Here is a 15,504-nt window from a genome sequence, read left to right on the forward strand (position 1 = left end):
GTTTTTATTAGCTTAACTATCACTATTAACCTTGGTTTGGGTGACTATTGAGCTAAAACTCAGTCAAAATGCTTCGTGCTGTGCTATAATCCGCGGCCTGGGATTGAGCTAGTAAGTCCATTTATCACCACTCGAGGTGGTTTTTATCACGTTTATTTCGGTGGTATGGCGAGCCAATCAAGTAGTAGTTGGATATGGAGAGCGTCCTTATATTCGTTGATTCGGATATGCGAACATCATAATTTATGAGTTTTAAATCAAAAAAATACAGTATCGATTCTACTGACTATCAAGTTGGTCAAGACAACGTCAGTAAATGGGGCATGGATGTCCATAACACCGTCTTCGTAGCCTCAGTTGGCTTATCTCTTCTTTTTATCATCACTCTTCTTGCTCTTCCGCCTGCAGATGCTAAAGCTGCAATTGATTCTATTAAGGGTGCTGTTCTTTCAAAGTTTGACTTCCTGTTTATGTGGGGAGCTAACATCATGTTAGTTTTTGCCGTTGTTCTTGCATTCTCACCTCTAGGCAAAGTTCGCTTAGGTGGTGAAGACGCGACAGCGGACTATTCAATGGCATCTTGGATTGCGATGTTATTCGCAGCAGGTATGGGTATTGGGCTTATCTTCTGGGGTGTTGCAGAGCCGACCGCGTTCTTCACTAACTGGTTTGGCACGCCTTTGAATGCTGAACCTTTTACAGAAGCAGGCCGTGAACTGGCACTGGGTGCGACCGTATTCCACTGGGGTTTTCATGCATGGGCTATCTATGGCATGACGGCACTTTGCTTGGCGTACTTTGTTTACAACAAAGGCTTACCATTATCAATGCGTTCTGTGTTCTACCCAATTTTGGGTGAGCGAGTATGGGGCAAGACCGGTGATGTAATTGATGTACTTACGGTACTGGTTACTTTGTTTGGCCTAGCGACTTCATTGGGTTTAGGTGGCACACAAGCAGCAAGTGGTATCAGCCACGTGTTCGGCTGGGAAAACAACATCTTCCTTCAGCAATCTATTATTGTTCTGATTATGGGTTTAGCGATCATCTCTGTTCTTCGTGGTATGGACGGTGGCGTTAAGTTCCTAAGTAACCTGAACATGGTGATTGCGTTTGTATTCCTTGGTTTAATTGCTGTTCTTAACTTCACAACAGTGCTTGATTCTGTGGCGACGGCTGCGACTGGCTATGTGAAAAACATTGTAGCGTTGAGCCAAAGCTCAGGCCGTGAAGACACAACATGGCTGCATGGTTGGACTGTGTTTTACTGGGCTTGGTGGGTTGCGTATGCACCATTCTTCGGTATGTTTGTAGCGCGTATTTCTAAAGGCCGTACGGTTCGTGAATTCCTGCTTTGCGTACTGATTATCCCAACATTGGTCACTTCAGCTTGGATGTCTATTTTCGGTGGCGTGGCTATTGAGCAAGTGATTAATCATGTAGGGCAACTTGGCCTCGACCAAGGCATCACTGATGTATCTCTAAGCTTGTTCCACATGCTAGATGCGTACTCGTTTGGTAGCATTCTTTCTGTTATCGCTGTAGCACTGATCATTGTGTTCTTCGTCACTACACTAGACTCGGGTTCTATCGTTATTGATGGTATGACAGCAGGTGGTAAGCTTGAAGTTCCAGTGAAACAGAAAGTGGTTTGGGCGGTTATCTCAGGTGTTATCGCAATGGTGATGCTGTGGATTGGTGGTACTCAATCTATCCAAGCACTTCAATCGATCACGATCATTGCTGCATTGCCGTTTACGATCATTCTTCTGATTGGCTGTGTGAGTTTGTTGAAAGGCCTACTGACAGAAGTCGGTAAAGGGCAAGAAACGGTTACTCCAGCAACTAAGTAAATCGCGAACTAAGTAAGTTTCTAGATAGGGACTTACTCTAGTCATCGGATTCAAAGCTCCCTTGCACCGCGTGCAAGGGAGCTTTTTTTATGCCCAAGAAGAAATTAGAGATAAGCAGAAAAGACAAAAAAAAAGCCATAAGTGAATCGTCACTTGTGGCTCTTTTTTAGTTTTAGGGATTAGTTCTAGGGAACTAGGTACTAGCTTAAGCGTTTAATTCGTGCTGAATTACGTAATCCAAAGCACCGACTACCGCAGCAACTTGAGCGTCATTACACTCTTCGTCTGTCACTTTGTCGCTGTCCGGGTAAACTTCAGTGGTTGTGCCGTACTTACAATCAGTCACACCACCACATAAGCCAAGCTTCTTCATTGGGTAGTTAATCACACCATGTTGAGTAACTTCAGAACCAATGATCTTGCCGTCTGCATCTGCTGGCGCAATGTGCGTTACTTTTTCAACTGAAGCAATTACCGCAGCTTGGAATTCAGGCTGCAGATTCTCAGTATCACCAACTGTGTAGAAACCGTCTGGGATCATGCCTTCGATGTATTCAATACCATCACGTGCAGCGAGTGCAGGGCGGAATTCCGTTTCATCAGAATCCGTCGTTTCGTGTAGATCAACGTGAACCAGTACCTCTGGCAGAGACGCCACTAACGCACGCAGGTTTGCTGATTCTTCAGCTGGTGTACCGTCATAGAAAGAACGGTTTGGATCAACAGCATTTGGGTTCCAACGGTTGATGACTTCGTAACCCCAAGGGCTCACACAAGGTGCTACAACAATGTTGAAGTGCGCCGTGTATTTTTCTGCTTGAGTTGCAGCGAATTTGATCGCGCCATGCACACCACTGGTTTCGTAACCGTGAACACCACCGGTTACCAGAATCGTCGGCTTTGACTCGTCCCAGTTTTTGCTCTTGATTGCAAAAAGCGGGAAACGAGCTTCATCGTAGCTCAGCGCGCCGTATTGCTCGATGTCAAAACGATCTGCTAGTGCTTTAATCTTTGGTATAACTTCTTGTTGGTATTCACGCTTAACCGTTCTTTGAGCTAACCATGCTTCACGTTCTGCTTGTTGCCACTTTTGTCCTGGCTTACCAATCGGGTAGGTAGATTCACTTTTCATCTATACTTTTTCTTTTATGTTCGTGAAAGATTAAGACAGATTATTCCTGTCTAACAGAGACAGCAATAGAAAACACAACTTGTGACTTTATTTTTTACAGACTCATAACTTTGATGAGTGAATTGATGGTGTTACATTTTATTGATGGTTTAATTCTTTATAAAGAGACAACAAAATGGCTGGAGCAAGTTTACTAACACTGCTAGATGACATTGCAACTGTGTTGGATGATGTCGCACTGATGTCTAAGGTGGCAGCTAAAAAAACCGCAGGCGTATTGGGTGACGATTTAGCCCTGAACGCTCAGCAAGTATCAGGTGTTTCTGCTGAAAGAGAAATCCCAGTGGTGTGGGCGGTTGCAAAAGGTTCATTTAAGAACAAGCTGATTTTAGTGCCAGCAGCATTATTGATCAGTGCCTTTATTCCTTGGTTGATCATGCCTTTGCTTTTGATTGGTGGTCTGTTTCTTTGTTTTGAAGGCGCGGAGAAAATTTTAGAGAAGTTCTTCCCGCATGCTCACCAAGATAACGACAAAGGAGATGAAGATAAAACAGGTGAATCCATTGAGGACTATGAGAAGAGAAAGGTTAAAGGCGCAATTCGTACCGACTTCATATTGTCTGCGGAAATCATAGTGATAGCTCTGGGTACCGTGACGGGGACAAGTATCCTTACTCAGATTCTTGTCGTGAGTTTGATTGCGGTTGTGATGACGATTGGTGTTTATGGCTTAGTGGCGGGTATCGTTAAGTTGGATGATTTAGGGTTCTATCTGCAGCGAACATCGAATGGGAGCGCTATTAAAACTCAATTGGGTAATGGGCTTGTAGCCTTTGCGCCAAAGCTAATGAAGATGCTTGCTGTGGTCGGCACAGCTGCTATGTTCTTGGTTGGTGGTGGTATTGTGGTGCATAACGTTCCTGCGATTCATCACTTAATTGAGCCGATTGTTATGGATTTTCGTGGACATACGATAGCGACAGCGGTTGTTCCCACTTTGTTGAATGGCGTGATTGGGGTTTTAGCTGGATTGATTGTCGTTGCTGTTTGGACTGCGATTGGAAAAATGCGCGGTAAGTAATCGTTAAGTATTTATTATAATAAGACAGTCTTTCATAGAAACAAAAAAGGGTCACCATAATTATTATGGTGACCCTTTTCGTTAAATGGAGGGCATTTACTTAACAGCCCAAGCGCTTATTTTACAGACCAAGCAATAGTCTCGCCGCCACGGATTGGTACAACGATGTCTGAACCGAAAGGCATGGTTTCAGCAACATTCCATTCTTCTTTAACAAGAGTGATGGTGTCTGCATTACGTGGCATGCCGTAGAAATCCGGACCATTGTGGCTCGCGAACGCTTCTAGGTTCTCAATTTTGCCTTCTAAATCGAACACTTCAGCGTACAGTTCAACCGCAGCGTGTGCTGTGTAAGAACCCGCACAACCACATGCTGACTCTTTTGCACCTTTTGCGTGTGGCGCAGAGTCTGTACCCAAGAAGAACTTCTTGCTGCCGCTTGTTGCCGCTTCGATAAGCGCTAATTGGTGCGTGTTGCGCTTTAGGATAGGAAGACAGTAGAAGTGTGGCTTAATGCCGCCAACCAACATGTGGTTGCGGTTATAAAGCAAGTGGTGAGCTGTGATGGTTGCCGCTACGTTCTCGTTAGCGTTCTTAACGAAAGTTGCAGCATCTGCAGTCGTGATGTGCTCTAGAACGATCTTCAGGTTAGGGAAGTCGTTAACAATCGGCGCTAGCACTGTGTCTAGAAACTCTTTTTCACGGTCAAAGATATCAACATCGTGAGCCGTTACTTCACCGTGTACCAGCAGCAACATACCCACTTCTTGCATCGCTTCTAGTACGTGGTAGATCTTTTGAGCTGAAGTTACGCCTGAATCCGAGTTTGTCGTCGCGCCAGCAGGGTATAGCTTCGCCGCTACAACAGCGCCAGACTCTTTCGCTTTGCGAATTTCATCAGGTGTTGTGTTATCTGTTAGGTAAAGTGCCATTAGAGGCTGGAACTGTTCACTTGGTTGCTCTGCCATGATGCGTTCACGGTAAGCAAGAGCCATTTCGGTATCGGTTACCGGTGGGATGGTATTTGGCATGATTAACGCTCGACCATTGTAACGGCTGATATCGCGAACTGTATCTTTTAATACTTCGCCATCGCGTAGATGAACGTGCCAGTCGTCAGGACGAGTAATCGTAAGTTGTGTCATTGAAGGCTCCCACCATTTGAAGTGTTATGTAGTTGGAGCCTAAACTCAGCGAAATCTGTGAAAGCAATCGCTTACGTTTAGGCGACAGGATGATAGTGGAAAAGCACTTTCATTTCATCCTATTTTTAACTCTTCAGAGCTAGGAGCTTGTTTTTATGGATATTTTATTCGGTATCTATTTGTTAATAAGGGTTAGCGGGTGGCAACCCACAGACCATGGATCATTCCTGGAACCCAGAAGAAGAAAGTAAGAATGATATTGATCACCAAATCTTTCCCGGCGCCGCGAGCGAAGAACACACCAACAGGCGGAAGCAGTACACATAAAATGATAATGACGAGTTTGTTCATGATAAATCCTTTTTATTCAATGAAGGTTCAATGCGATAACCGTGTTCCAATTATAGAACGTATGGGGCTCTAATCTGGTAGGTATCGCAGTGTATGCGCTTTCTGGGTTTGCCTAATTACTTTGTGTTAAGTTCTGATTATTCCACTGTGTTGTTTTTATAAGAGTTATTATTTCAGGATGAGAAAGAAGTGTCGCAGTATCAATTTCATATAAACAATGTTCGAATGCTCGGTTACCCAATTTAAAACCTCCGGTATCTGACTCAATATCAAACGCTACCTTCGTGAATCCAAGCTGTTCTAAAATTTGTCCACTTTCAGGTAGGGCATTAAAGAAGTAATAACGTTGCACATTTGAATAGCGAATTAGATTTATATACTGAGAAACTAACATGCACCTAAACACCTCGAAACTAGTAGAGTAACGGTTATAGTTACAGACGGCTAGTTGAGTCGTACTTTTATAACTGACAGTCTTTTTTAGATTGATGTTGAAGTTTTTGGAATGGATTGCTTTGTCAAAATATTCACTTTCGAATATAAAACTAAGTGAGTGACCTACCAACTGCCCGCTTTCTGTTATAAATCTTTTAAAAATAGCTCGTTTGTTTTGTTGGTAGTCATATAGATTGATGTCGAATAAACCCTTTGGTATATAGTTTGCCGTTTCGTAAAAGGCTTTAAGGCTACATAGTATCTTGTCATCATCTTTCAAAAGAAGTGGCATCTCAGTAATTAAAGCTGATTGTGTCTCTTGTGGAGCTTCATAATTTAATGATGAAAGCTTCGTTACCCTGTTATTGAAACGGAGTTGAATAAACTCGTCTAATAGCTTTGTTTCGTTTGGATTTGGTATTAAGTCATAGAAACTGCTCAAGTCTATCTGTAAACAACGCAAGATTCTAAGGCACTTGGCAAGCGTTGGCTTAGTTTTTCCTCTTTCCCAGCGGCTCAGCGTTACCACATCTACAGAGCGAAACTCTTCATCTGCAAGGTTTAACTTAACAGCAAGTTCACTTTGAGTAAGACTAAGTGAGACTCTCAATTCCTTTAAATACTGACCAAACACCCATTATCCCTATGTATAATTTGATTTCATTTAAGTATAGCTACTCAAGATGGATTGTGGCGTCATTTTAGTAACATACCTAAAGGTAGCTGACTCATGAATTCATTTAACTGCTTGTGTTCTCGTCCTCTTCTGGTGTCAGGAAATAGGCATTCAAAGCAACATGTGATTTGTTCGTGCTAAACATTGCCATCTATTGATCTGTAGTATCGATCAATCACAAAAAGAGGTTTGTTTATGAATACGAGCATGTTGTCTGAAAATTTGCAAGCCGAAGCACTTATTGAAGATGTTGACCAGGGATTGTTTTACCCTGTCTTTCAACCGATAACTAATGGCAATGGAACTGTCGGTGCTGAGGTTCTATTACGTTGGGAAAGAGGGCATGACGTTGAATCGTCAATCCGCTGTCTATTAGACTCTGAGAAGATTGCATGGTTTACACAAAAATTCTTATTCGCTGTGTCGAAAGAGCTTTTGTCTCGTAAGACTGATATAGAGTTTCTAACGATTAATATCTCTCCATTACATGTTTTGAGCTTTACTTTTATTCGTGATATTTACCCAATTTGGCAGGCATGCAATAAGTTAGGTATCACCCTTTGGATTGAGCTTACAGAAAATGAACAATACCCAGAGGGTATAGATAAGAAACGGATGGTCTCACAGTTTGGAGTATGTCGAGGCCTTGGGATTAAGATTGCGTTAGACGATTATGGCAGCGGATATAACGTTGGTGAAGCTCTACTTAGTGTAGTTAAACCAAACGTGTTAAAGATTGATAGGTCTTTAATGAGAAACAGGAGTGAGCATTCGGCTTTTTGGGGGCGTCTCAGATTTTTAGCTCGAAAGTATCAGATCGAATTGTTATCAGAAGGTATAGAAAACCATGAAGATCTGCGTTTTGCAAAGTCGCAGGGCATAGCTTATTTTCAAGGATATTATTTGGGCAAACCGGGCTCACTGAATCAGTTGTCAAAAAAACATATAGCATACTGCTCATCTCCTTAAATATAGTGCAGTGGTCATTATGTTTATTGAACAGGAAGAGTACTGAGCATCAAGTGTTTAATGCCTGCCAGTTTATCTATTTATAACCATTTGTTAGCATTGGGACAAACAACAAAACATTGGAATCGTTATGTCGCAGCTACCGTCAGATCAAAAGGCTTTAGAGCAAGTGCCTTCTCTATCTCAAATCAATGTATTTCCCGTTAAATCAGTGGGCGGCATCTCGCTCTCTTCTGCTTGGGTCGAAAAACAAGGCCTTACCTTCGACAGACGTTTTATGTTGGCATTGGCTGACGGCTCAATGGTCACGGCACGTAAGTACCCGAAGATGGTCAAGGTATCTTCAAGCTTGCAACCAGACGGCTTGATTTTCACTTATGAAGGCAAAGACCCGCTGCGACTAAATTATGCGAACTTCAAGATGCAGGAAGCGCCAGCAACGGTGTGGAAAGACAGCTTTACGGCGTATACCACCAACGACGAGGCCGATGATTGGTTCAGTGACGTGTTGGATGTTCGCGTAGAACTGCTCTTTTGTGGTGAGCAATCAAATCGTGTTCGCGAAAAGCTCGGTCATAATGTGAGCTTTGCCGACGGCTACCCAATATTGGTGATCAGCCAAGCCTCTCTTGATGAACTCAATCGCCGTAGCCCAGAAACACATTCAATGGACCAGTTCCGCACTAACTTTGTGGTTTCTAATACTGAAGCTTTTGCTGAAGATGGTTGGAAGCGCATTCGAATTGGTGAGGTTGAATTCGAAGCGGTCAAGCCTTGTGAGCGCTGTATCCTAACGACAGTCGATGTTGAGAGTGGCGAATTTAGAGCAACAAAAGAGCCGCTTAATACCTTCTCTACATTCCGAGCCAATGAGCGCGGTGGCGTTTTCTTTGGTCAGAATCTTGTGGCTAAAAATGAAGGCTTAGTTAAAGCGGGTGACGTGGTTGAAGTACTCGAAACCAAAGAGAAAGAACACTATGAAGACACTTGGGTTGAGTCACTGCATCTAACCTGTGTTGAGCGTGAAGAGATCGCTCGAGACTTTACAACTTTCTGGCTAGAGCCAGCGAAAGAGAACCACTCTCTACCAAGTTACCAGCCTGGGCAACATCTACCGATTGAGATGGTGATTAATGGCGAGAAGGTTTCTCGTCGTTACACGCTATCGTCTAGCCCATCTCGAGCGGGTCGTTTAGCGATTTCAGTGAAGCGAGTGGACGATGGTCAAATCTCAAACTGGCTCAATGATCACTTCCAAGTAGGTGATACGCTTGTTGCTCAAAACCCAGATGGCGCTTTTTATTTAGAAGAAAATCCAACGCATCCGTTACTACTTTTATCTGCAGGTAGTGGGATTACGCCTATGTTGTCGATGCTTCGTTATTTAGCTGATCACGGTCAGATTGATGATGTGGTTTTCTATCACCAATGCAGCAGCGAAGAAGACATTCCTTATCAAGCTGAGATCGATAAGATTGCCAACGAGCATACAGGTTTACGTGTGATTTATTCGCTAAGCCAACCAGCTAAGGAGTGGGATGGTTTATCTGGACGTTTGAGCGTGTCTCATGTCGCTAAAATTGAAGAGTTACACAGACGTCAGGCCTTCGTGTGTGGCCCTGATGGCTTCATGGATAATGCCAAGAAATTGTTGATTCAAATGGGGCTTAATCCTCAGCACTACCACCAAGAAGCGTTTGGTGTTGCTCAGTCTACTGAAGAGGCTGTGAAGCAACTGCAGTTAAGTGTGAACGGTTACCTGTTTGAAGGTAATAACCAATCAACCCTGCTAGAGCAAGCTGAGTCGGCCGGTGTGTCTATCGCTTCTAGCTGTCGTGCTGGTTTCTGTGGCGCTTGTAAAGTGACCCTTGAGTCTGGGCAAGTTCACCAACCTGATGTGCCTGCATTACAAGAGCATGAGCGCAACATGGGGCAGATACTGGCGTGTTGCAGTGTGCCTCAAACTGATATCGAAGTTGTGGATTAACGACTCGTTAGGTCAAAAGGACAAGCACTAAATAGAAAAGGCCGGAAGCTCACTAAAATGAACTTCCGGCCTTTTGGGTTCTGAGATTAATTCAAAAATTAATCGTAGATCGTTGGGATTGGTTGACGCTTGTGCTGTGTTGCTTTGTAGATGCTCACTAAGCGATCGGATACGTCTTGAGGTACTTCTTTACCTTCAAGGAAATCATCGATTTGGTCATAAGAAAGGTTCAGTGCAGCTTCATCCGCTTTCTGAGGGTCAAGCTCTTCGAGATCCGCGGTCGGTACTTTCTTAACAAGTTGCTCCGGAGCACCCAGAGTTGCAGCAAGTTCACGAACTTGACGTTTGTTCAGGCCGAACAAAGGTGCTAAATCACATGCGCCATCACCGTGTTTAGTGTAGAAGCCTGTGATGTTTTCCGCTGAGTGGTCGGTGCCGATTACAAGGCCGCCAACGTAACCCGCAATTTCGTATTGTGCGATCATGCGAGCGCGAGCTTTCACATTACCTTTCACAAAGTCGATTTTTGCTGAATCTGTTGGTAGCAAGCCTGTATTTTCAAGCGCAACGTGCGATGCTGCGTGCAGCCCATCAACGCCTGCTTTAATGTTTACGGAAACAGATTGAGAAGGCTGAATAAAAGACAGAGCAAGCTGCGCTTCGTCTTCATCTTTTTGTTCGCCGTAAGGTAGGCGAACGGCGATAAATTGGTAGTCGTTGCTGCCAGTGCTTTCGTTTAGGCCGTCGATTGCCATTTGCGCTAAACGACCACAGGTTGTCGAATCCACACCGCCACTGATACCAAGGATCAGAGACTTGCAGCCTGACTGCTGAAGTTTCGTTTTGATAAAGTCCACACGACGAGTCACTTCGAAGTGAGGGTCAATTGAAGGTAGTACGCGCATTTCGTCACGAATTAACTGTTCCATTCGTATTCCTTTCCTGCAAGCAAATTAAAAATCTAGTGTTATCATACCTAAATCATCTGATTTAAAAACCTCTTTGCACAAGCTTAGAAAGAGAAGGCAGTAATTTATAATGGAAAAAATAGCCATTTTCGGTAGTGCGTTTAATCCACCGAGCTTAGGGCACAAAAGTGTGATTGATTCATTGGCTCACTTTGACAAAATTCTACTGGTTCCAAGTATTGCCCATGCTTGGGGAAAAGAGATGCTAGACTTTGATACGAGATGTCAGTTAGTTAACGCATTTATTAGCGATCTTTCACTGGATCAAGTGGAGCTTTCTTTGATCGAAAAGAGCCTATTTACTCCAGGTGAAAGCGTAACGACTTATGCAGTGCTCAGTGAGCTTCAAAAGTTACATCGTGACGCTGAACTGACGTTTGTTATTGGCCCAGATAACTTCTTTAAGTTCTCATCTTTCTATAAATCAGATGAGATTACCGAGCAGTGGTCTGTAATGGCTTGCCCTGAAAAAGTCAAAATTCGTAGCACAGACATACGTAATGCGTTGATAAGTGGAAGCGATGTGGCAAAACTGAGTACAAAGTCAGTTACAAAGATGTTGCAAGATAGTGGACTGTATCAGATAATGTAAGTTCACTAATCAAGAGGTCAGAGGACTATGCTAAAGCGCGCGATACCAGCGACGATGATCATTGCAGCATGCAGTTTACCTGCTCATGCTGAGTGTGACTTTTTTAGTTTAGATTCGATCATGCTGACCTCTGATGATGAAAATAGCTGTCTAGATTTCTCTACAAGCCTTGAATCTTTCGGTCAGCGCATGATGGAAATCAGTGGGCTGAGTGATGATGGACCAGAAAGCACACCGGACTATTGGTCTGACTGGGTTCTTCAAAGTAAAGACACGCCATTGCTGACACAAAGCATTGAATCAAACTATGTTGGTTTGGGTATGTGGTTTCCAGAAGATCTTGAAGATGAACAGTATGATATGTCGACTGAAGAGTGGTTGATGAATCATGGTCTTCAACTCAGCATCGGTTTTGGTGAGAAAGTGGAAGGGCAACCGCGCATGCGCTTTGATTATCGTTGGCATGACTCGCGAGACGCTGACTTAATGATGCAGGTTGAATTGCCTTTCTAGACTGTTAGATAGTTAATCTACGTTAAAATTTTAAGAATTAAAAAAGCCGCAAAACTGAGTTTTGCGGCTTTTTAGCATCTAGTGTTTTTAGCTTGGTTCAAAAACTTGGGTGATAGAGTGACTTGAAGTTCGGCATCACTAGTCTAGTGAGTGAAGAACGGGTGCTGGCTCTCCTTGCCTAGAGGTCTTCACCGAACACTAGCATGCACAGCTGTTCGAACTCTTCTTCTTTACCTGAGAACAAATCATCAATCACAAGTGCGCGTTTCTGACCAGATTGCATGCGCTTCTTCGCCTCGCGCATTACCATCACTAAGGTGTGTTCTTGCGGTAGGTTTGAGTCATCAATGTTCCATTGATTGAATCGCTGAGACAAAGCACTTTCACAAAGCAGTGGTTTAAACGCTAATACTTCTTGCTTCAATACGGAAAGCATATCTTTAAATGCTTGCTCGGTATTGTTGGCATTTGAAGTACGAGCTTTGGTTAGCTCTAATTTTTCCAGTAACGCAGAAGAGAGGTTTGTTTGCGTGATGTAGCCCGCTTGTCTAGGGAATGAATCCGTCAAACGCACAGAAAAGTCGACGCGGTTAACCTGAGTGTTTGGAAAGTAGGTCAATGATGTTAGGCAGTCATATGGAATCCAGATGCTTTGTCCTGGTTCAACGGCATACTCTTGTTTACCTAGCTTTATCAAAACCAAGCCACTTTGAACCGATACAAGGCTATGCTTAAGTACTTTCTTGCGTGGTGTGATCACCAAGTGTAAAAAGTAAGCCGATGTATATTCAATAGCGAAGTTCATAGATAGTACCTTAATTTTGGGGCGTCAAGATTACCGTTAATCTTAAAGAATGCCAACAATAACAGGGGATTTTCGATGTTTCTGGTCTGACCTTGTCAAAAGTATGGGCTCTGTAGCTGCGAGAAGTCAAAACAACGCGTAGAATGAGCCAGCTTTTTATTATATGAATGAAAAAATGACCTCTCCAACCGATCCATATGTTGATATTCGTCCTTACGGCGATGATGAAATTCCAGCGGCACTAAACCGTCTTATTAATGATGAAGAATTTATCAGTGCAATCTTGCACTACCGTTTTTCAAACCATGCGTCTTGGTTCAAAGCATTAATGAGTCCGATTTTGCGCGTGTACTTAAAAATGAAATGGAGCAAGCTGACCAGCGTTGAATCCATTCAGATTGAAGTGAAAAAGTACTTACGTGACACGCTAGCGAAAACCACTAAAGGTGTAACGTACACTGGTGTCGAGTCACTGGATGCGAATCAAGCTTATCTATTTGTATCAAACCATCGTGACATTGCTATGGATCCTGCGTTGGTAAACTACGCTCTGCATCAAAATAATCATCAGACTTGTCGTATCGCTATTGGTGATAACCTGCTGAAGAAGCCATGTGCGACGGAATTGATGCGTTTAAACAAGAGCTTCATCGTAAAGCGTTCTTTGAAAGGACCGCGTGAGATGATGAAAGCACTAGGGCAGCTGTCTTCTTATATTAAGCATTCTCTAGAAACGGGTAACTCAATCTGGATCGCTCAAAAGGAAGGTCGCGCTAAAGACGGTAACGATTTTACCGAGCCAGCAATCTTGAAAATGTTTCACGTTGAAGGACGTAAACAAAAAATTGCTTTCCCTGAATACGTGAAGTCATTGAAGATCGTTCCTGTGGCTATTTCTTACGAGAATGACCCATGTGATATGGCTAAAGCGATAGAGCTTTTTGAAAAAGACGTAAACGGCAGTTACGAAAAGGGTGAATTTGAAGATATCGAAAGTATCATTCAAGGTATCATCGGTAATAAAGGTCGTGTTCATGTCGGTTTCGGTCAGGTTATCGACCAAGGTTTTGATACGCCAGAAGCGCTTGCAGAAGAGATTGATCGTCAGATCCACGATAACTACAAACTGTTCCCAGTTAACTTGCTAGCAGCGGAAAGAGAAGACGAGTCGATTACAGCTGCGGTTAAGCAAGAGTTTGAAGAGAAGTTATCGACTTTGCCACAAGGCGCTCGTCAATACTTGATCGATAGCTATGCGAACCCTGTGAAGAATATCGGCTAATGAGTGTTAGCAAACAAGTTCATTGATGGAACTGAAAAAGGAGCCTTAGGCTCCTTTTTTGTTGCTGGTCATCTGCTTTTAAGACCTAAAGTTTAGGTTGAACTATCGAGCGACGGCGCCACCGAGTTCTAGGTTTGTTGGCCAAGTCGTAACGTTGTTGCCACCTAGGTATATATTGCCTTTTACTGTCATGGTCTCGGGAAACGTTGTGACCCCAGAACCACCTATATATAAGTCGCCATCGATGACTATCCCGTTTGGTAGCTCTGTCAAAGGCGTACGAATCACGCTCAGATCTCCTTTCACTCTAAAGCCATTGGGTAGCCTCTGAAGTGGAGTGTCTGTGAGGTTAATAAATCCGCCCACTCTTACTCCTCGTGGCCAACTGGTAATCTGACTGCCAATTAAGTCGGCGTAGCCTTTTATCTTAACTCCAGTCGCAACTCGAGAGAGCTGGCTGTTAGACGCTTTGAGGCTACCGTTAACTTCTAAGCCTTTAGGCAGGCGAGTGATCGCGGTGTTCTCTATATTTAGATTGCCATCAACGATTAACCCAGTGGGTAGTGAGGTGTAAGGCTTATTTCGTAAATATAAGTTTCCGTAATTATCCAGATGGTTCAATATTTGATACTGATCGAGTGGTTCTGCAGTCACATTTGTTATGGTTAAAGAACCAATAATAAGTGCAATTATTCGGAGCATAATGGGCTTCTTATTACGATAGACGTTAACACTATAATGAAAAAATTATCCTCGCATAGTGTTTTACTCATTTGTTGGTAGGTAAAAAGGATTAAGAGACAATGAAAGGTAGATCTTTGATTCGAATAAAGCGTAAAATTTTGAAAATTTTTGTGATTTTATCCGCGGTGCTGTGTTCAATATCAGCAAGTGCTAATAAAATAATATCAACGCCAGCCAAGGCGGCAGTCATCGTCACTCAGAGTGGTTCACAGCAACGAGTTTGTTATTACAATGATAAGGCATATAGTGTTGGTGCTGTCGTTGAGGTATCAGGTGTTGTAATTAAATGTGCGGCTGAAAATGGCTTTGAGACTAATGGTGCTCTAGGTTGGGTTGAAATAATAAAAAAAGACGAGCAGTAAACTCGTCTTTTAATTGTATGTGTACAGGTGCTTATATTAACGCGCTAGAGAGCGAGTCTTAAGTTCGAATATAATCTTCTCGGCGCTGACTTCAAATTTAAAGCGTGCGTGCAATTCTGTGCTTTCTTCTGTCATCTCTGATGCTTCAAATTCAACATTGCTAGACACTTGCTTTGCTAACTCAACATACTTAGCGAATTCAGCTTCAATAAGGGTTTTAGAGTTACCGTAAACCGTTACTTCAGCAACATCGTCGCCTTCTTTGATGATGAAGCCAATTTCGCCTGCGCAACCGCAAGCCTCACATACATCATTGTTACCAATATCTTGGCTCATAAATAATCCTCTTACAAAGTCTGAGGTTATTCTAACGAGCAATTTGAACTGTATCTACAAAAATTAAAACCTTTGAACTAATTTGTACTGGTATGCTATGTTGTTTGTTAAGGTGCTTAATGAATATCTACATTCGCGCCGATAAATATGTATGTGATTTACCTCACGTTTTGTTGAAAAGGAATGTTATTAATTTGTCAGAATATCATTCACTTAGTTGCGCCAGGAATGATTTTATAAGACTATCTATCGCTTGATAGGTATTTATACAAT

Annotated in this window: 16 protein-coding genes; 8 read left to right on the forward strand and 8 right to left on the reverse strand. The window is 42.9% G+C overall.

The annotated features are described in order from the left end of the window. Nucleotides 1–245: 245 nt before the first annotated feature. Nucleotides 246–1,853: a BCCT family transporter gene (locus tag L4C44_RS12320; RefSeq protein WP_146490944.1), complete on the forward strand. Its 1,608-nt coding sequence runs from the start codon at nucleotides 246–248 to the stop codon at nucleotides 1,851–1,853. A gap of 205 nt (nucleotides 1,854–2,058) precedes the next feature. Here the strand turns inward: L4C44_RS12320 and L4C44_RS12325 are convergent, their stop codons facing one another. After that, nucleotides 2,059–2,985: a M14 family metallopeptidase gene (locus L4C44_RS12325; protein ID WP_428805138.1), complete on the reverse strand. Its 927-nt coding sequence runs from the start codon at nucleotides 2,983–2,985 to the stop codon at nucleotides 2,059–2,061. A 175-nt stretch (nucleotides 2,986–3,160) separates the two neighbouring features. Between L4C44_RS12325 and L4C44_RS12330 the strand changes: the two genes are divergently transcribed. Beyond that, nucleotides 3,161–4,066: a DUF808 domain-containing protein gene (locus L4C44_RS12330; RefSeq protein ID WP_428805139.1), complete on the forward strand. Its 906-nt coding sequence runs from the start codon at nucleotides 3,161–3,163 to the stop codon at nucleotides 4,064–4,066. A 116-nt stretch (nucleotides 4,067–4,182) separates the two neighbouring features. Here L4C44_RS12330 and pyrC read toward each other — a convergent pair whose 3' ends face one another. The 3 genes from pyrC to L4C44_RS12345 form a co-directional block, all read right to left on the reverse strand. Further along, the gene (gene pyrC, locus L4C44_RS12335) at nucleotides 4,183–5,211 is read right to left on the reverse strand and encodes a dihydroorotase (protein WP_009845762.1); all 1,029 of its coding nucleotides are present in this window, start codon (nucleotides 5,209–5,211) and stop codon (nucleotides 4,183–4,185) included. A gap of 192 nt (nucleotides 5,212–5,403) precedes the next feature. After that, nucleotides 5,404–5,562: a YqaE/Pmp3 family membrane protein gene (locus L4C44_RS12340; RefSeq protein ID WP_017059962.1), complete on the reverse strand. Its 159-nt coding sequence runs from the start codon at nucleotides 5,560–5,562 to the stop codon at nucleotides 5,404–5,406. Between the two features lie 112 nt (nucleotides 5,563–5,674). Further along, nucleotides 5,675–6,631, reverse strand: coding sequence for a helix-turn-helix domain-containing protein (locus L4C44_RS12345; RefSeq protein WP_428805140.1), 957 nt, complete (start codon nucleotides 6,629–6,631; stop codon nucleotides 5,675–5,677). Between the two features lie 237 nt (nucleotides 6,632–6,868). Here L4C44_RS12345 and L4C44_RS12350 point away from each other — a divergent pair, with 237 nt between their 5' ends. After that, complete coding sequence (locus tag L4C44_RS12350) at nucleotides 6,869–7,642, forward strand: EAL domain-containing protein (RefSeq protein WP_428805141.1); 774 nt, start codon at nucleotides 6,869–6,871, stop codon at nucleotides 7,640–7,642. 130 nt (nucleotides 7,643–7,772) lie between these two features. After that, on the forward strand, nucleotides 7,773–9,629 hold the full coding sequence (locus L4C44_RS12355; RefSeq protein ID WP_428805142.1) for an MOSC N-terminal beta barrel domain-containing protein: 1,857 nt from the start codon (nucleotides 7,773–7,775) through the stop codon (nucleotides 9,627–9,629). 98 nt (nucleotides 9,630–9,727) lie between these two features. Here the strand turns inward: L4C44_RS12355 and nadE are convergent, their stop codons facing one another. Continuing rightward, nucleotides 9,728–10,558 carry an NAD(+) synthase gene (gene nadE, locus L4C44_RS12360; RefSeq protein ID WP_146490931.1) on the reverse strand — a complete coding sequence of 277 codons (831 nt, stop codon included), beginning with the start codon at nucleotides 10,556–10,558 and terminating at the stop codon, nucleotides 9,728–9,730. Nucleotides 10,559–10,667: 109 nt separating this feature from the next. On the opposite strand from nadE, the gene L4C44_RS12365 reads away from it, so the two are divergent. Both L4C44_RS12365 and L4C44_RS12370 read left to right on the forward strand, forming a co-directional pair. Beyond that, nucleotides 10,668–11,189 (forward strand): nicotinate-nicotinamide nucleotide adenylyltransferase, encoded by a 522-nt coding sequence (locus L4C44_RS12365; RefSeq protein WP_017067428.1) that lies wholly within the window; start codon nucleotides 10,668–10,670, stop codon nucleotides 11,187–11,189. A 27-nt stretch (nucleotides 11,190–11,216) separates the two neighbouring features. Next, nucleotides 11,217–11,702 carry a hypothetical protein gene (locus L4C44_RS12370; RefSeq protein WP_428805143.1) on the forward strand — a complete coding sequence of 162 codons (486 nt, stop codon included), beginning with the start codon at nucleotides 11,217–11,219 and terminating at the stop codon, nucleotides 11,700–11,702. A gap of 178 nt (nucleotides 11,703–11,880) precedes the next feature. Here L4C44_RS12370 and L4C44_RS12375 read toward each other — a convergent pair whose 3' ends face one another. Further along, nucleotides 11,881–12,507 carry an AraC family transcriptional regulator gene (locus L4C44_RS12375; RefSeq protein ID WP_428805144.1) on the reverse strand — a complete coding sequence of 209 codons (627 nt, stop codon included), beginning with the start codon at nucleotides 12,505–12,507 and terminating at the stop codon, nucleotides 11,881–11,883. Nucleotides 12,508–12,682: 175 nt separating this feature from the next. On the opposite strand from L4C44_RS12375, the gene L4C44_RS12380 reads away from it, so the two are divergent. Then, nucleotides 12,683–13,789, forward strand: coding sequence for a 1-acyl-sn-glycerol-3-phosphate acyltransferase (locus L4C44_RS12380; RefSeq protein ID WP_428805145.1), 1,107 nt, complete (start codon nucleotides 12,683–12,685; stop codon nucleotides 13,787–13,789). 102 nt (nucleotides 13,790–13,891) lie between these two features. On the opposite strand, the gene L4C44_RS12385 is transcribed toward L4C44_RS12380, so the two are convergent. Beyond that, nucleotides 13,892–14,491 (reverse strand): hypothetical protein, encoded by a 600-nt coding sequence (locus L4C44_RS12385; RefSeq protein WP_146490928.1) that lies wholly within the window; start codon nucleotides 14,489–14,491, stop codon nucleotides 13,892–13,894. 101 nt (nucleotides 14,492–14,592) lie between these two features. Here L4C44_RS12385 and L4C44_RS12390 point away from each other — a divergent pair, with 101 nt between their 5' ends. Beyond that, entirely contained in the window at nucleotides 14,593–14,895 is a 303-nt protein-coding gene (locus tag L4C44_RS12390; protein WP_428805146.1) for a DUF1496 domain-containing protein, read from the forward strand. A 36-nt stretch (nucleotides 14,896–14,931) separates the two neighbouring features. Here L4C44_RS12390 and L4C44_RS12395 read toward each other — a convergent pair whose 3' ends face one another. Then, entirely contained in the window at nucleotides 14,932–15,231 is a 300-nt protein-coding gene (locus tag L4C44_RS12395) for a YfcZ/YiiS family protein (protein ID WP_146490926.1), read from the reverse strand. Between the last annotated feature and the right edge of the window lie 273 nt (nucleotides 15,232–15,504).

This window comes from Vibrio satsumensis (assembly GCF_050337435.1).
Taxonomy (GTDB): domain Bacteria; phylum Pseudomonadota; class Gammaproteobacteria; order Enterobacterales; family Vibrionaceae; genus Vibrio; species Vibrio satsumensis.